Source organism: Peribacillus sp. P4_D6, from assembly GCF_056401795.1.
On the sequence record NZ_JBFUIQ010000274.1, the window covers coordinates 1 to 2,382 of the forward strand.

The 2,382-nt window shown below is 36.6% G+C and carries 4 protein-coding genes; all 4 read right to left on the reverse strand.

All coding sequences use genetic code 11. The features are described from left to right. Positions 1 to 199, reverse strand: a 199-nt coding sequence (locus AC1DVB_RS26655) for an IS110 family transposase (protein WP_477591811.1), incomplete at its 3' end; no start/stop codon positions are given. Between the two features lie 155 nt (positions 200 to 354). Continuing rightward, complete coding sequence (locus AC1DVB_RS26660) at positions 355 to 891, reverse strand: nucleotidyltransferase domain-containing protein (RefSeq protein WP_034313386.1); 537 nt, start codon at positions 889 to 891, stop codon at positions 355 to 357. A gap of 216 nt (positions 892 to 1,107) precedes the next feature. Next, positions 1,108 to 1,494 carry a DoxX family membrane protein gene (locus AC1DVB_RS26665; protein WP_063576833.1) on the reverse strand — a complete coding sequence of 129 codons (387 nt, stop codon included), beginning with the start codon at positions 1,492 to 1,494 and terminating at the stop codon, positions 1,108 to 1,110. A gap of 409 nt (positions 1,495 to 1,903) precedes the next feature. After that, a partial coding sequence (locus AC1DVB_RS26670; protein WP_477591814.1) for a fumarylacetoacetate hydrolase family protein occupies positions 1,904 to 2,382 on the reverse strand: 479 nt, incomplete at its 5' end.

A 2,382-nucleotide genomic window follows, 5' to 3' on the forward strand; every position in this document is an offset into this window, starting at 1 on the left:
CTTCTTTAACAAGTTGGGTAATCCAATCTAGAAACGAATGAAATCCTGCTTTCGTATTTTCAAAGAAACACGTTTTACCCAGTTCCAATCCTCTAAAATCTTGTGCTCTCGCGACATGATTGTGCTTGGCGATGTCAACTCCGACAATTAAGGTTTCAGAAGTAATTTGAGTGATTTTATGATTTTGGTTATAATTCATTGTGAGGCCTCCGATAGATGTTTTTGTCCTTTTTAGCTGGCCAGCTCAGGACACATTCATCTTATCAAGAGGTCTTTTTTCGTTCAAACCTCATTTTCAGTTATTACAGGAATGCTGGCCCGTTAGTTCAGTTCTATAAGAATTTTACTTAACCTCTAACTTTTTGCATCAATTATCTGTTTAATAATTTCTATGCTTTTAAAATCCTTTGGACGAAGTGTTCTTCCTGTTCCTTGTTCGTAAACTCTTTTTTCCTCAAGTAATTGGTATGGGTTTAGAACATTTATTGATACACCTCTTAAATTATAAAGTTCCATTGGCAAGGCATCTTTCCTCCATACCCAATCTGGAAAACCGTTAGCGACTATATCGCCATTATCAGAATACCGAACAAATACAAAACTCACATCGACATTGTTTTTGAGGAAATCGGTTTGAAACTCTCCTACAGGCTTTATTTGAAAACCAGCATTAACAAGAGCCTGTTCCAAGTGCTCACGATAATGTAACCAAGTAACTAAATCAATATCAGTATGTGAACGAGTAATCTTTCCAAGAAGGAAATCTATCGCCCATCCGCCTCGTAGCCACAGGTTAAAATTAAGTGATAAGCAAATTTCATTTATTTCAAGAAGTATATTTAATTGTGATTTGCCTGTATCATTTTCTCCGGTAACATTCTTACAATCCATCCTCATACACACCCTTTATGTACTAAGATTTTAAGCATTACCTTATTCTGCATAAGGATTGCAAAATCCTTCTTCAAAAAACCTGCCCCGTTAGTTGCATATAGAAAGAGCTGCCTTAAAGACAGCTCTGATCTTCAGTTAACGCACCCGTTTGTTCAATAGCGTTATTGTAGAGTTGATACAAACTTGACGTAAAATGTGTAATTCAAGGAAGTATTAATGAGAAGGCTTTTTCTCCAAAATACTTTTAAAACTTTTTCTGTAACAAAACAACAAATAACTATACATGATTACAATTATTACTGCTAAAACAAGTAACGAATGATCAAGGATCAAATGAAGTAAGAAAATGTTGGCTACAATTGGACCCAATATTGCAAGTGCTAATGGGACAAATCGATTACTTAAAAGTAAAACTCCACAAACAATCTCTAAAAACTTTTCAAATATTAATAGATATTCAAATTTGAATAATGCCATCGCTTCGGGGCTAGTAGCAATAAATGGTTCAAAGTCAAAAATGACAAAATAACCGTTTAGACCTGCAATAAGGAAGATAAAACCTAAAAATATTCTGGAGAGATGTAAAAGGACTTTATTCAACCTGCACACCACCAATTTGATTTTAGTTTTAATTCTAATTTTATTATAGTTGGTTACTGCGCAGTACGATAAAACTTTGTACTAATGCAACTAACCCTCCCCTATAGTTGCATAAGAAAAAAAGCTGTCTTAAAGACAGCTCCGATCTTCAGCTAACGCACCGTTAGTTCATTAAGGAATTGATTCAATACTCAACTATATTTAGCCATTGACCATCAGGTTTATCATTTATCTCAAATAAATAGACACCAAGCTCTTTAATATTGCCGTTTCTCTAGCAGCACATGCGAATGCACGCACAAAGAAACTCTTCTTTCTTTTTATAGCGATGTCCCCTGTAACATTTTAAAAAGTCGGCTCATACATTTATGAATATTTTCATTTTTGGTATTATCAATCCATGCACATCCTACTGAACCTCATTACACAACCGACCGATATTCTCGACTTCAACAACGACTTCATCCCCCGACTTGATCGGGCAGCTGCCAGATGGTGAACCCGTGGCCAAAATGTCACCGGGCTCCAGTGTCATTACCTGTGAAAGCCAGCTGATTAAAAATGGAATGCTTAGAGACATTTCATTGGTATTTCCGTCTTGGACAACGCGGCCGTTTAAAGTGGTCACAATCCTTAAGTTTGTAGGATCTACCCCGGTAACGATGCATGGTCCCAAAGGTCCGAATGTATCAAATCCTTTGCCCCGCGTAAACTGTGGATCTTTTTTTGTAAGATCTCTTGCTKTCACGTCATTAAATATCGTGCAGCCGAATACATAATCAAGCGCATCTTCTTCTTTAATGTTTTTTCCGCGCTTTCCAATGACAAGGGCCACTTCCCCTTCAAGTTCCACTTGATTGGATAGCTCGTTTGGAGGAAGGATAATAT

Bases quoted from the DNA above. Each gene is read 5' to 3' on its own strand.
- AC1DVB_RS26660 (WP_034313386.1), bottom strand. From the start codon at position 891: ATGGATTGTAAGAATGTTACCGGAGAAAATGATACAGGCAAATCACAA.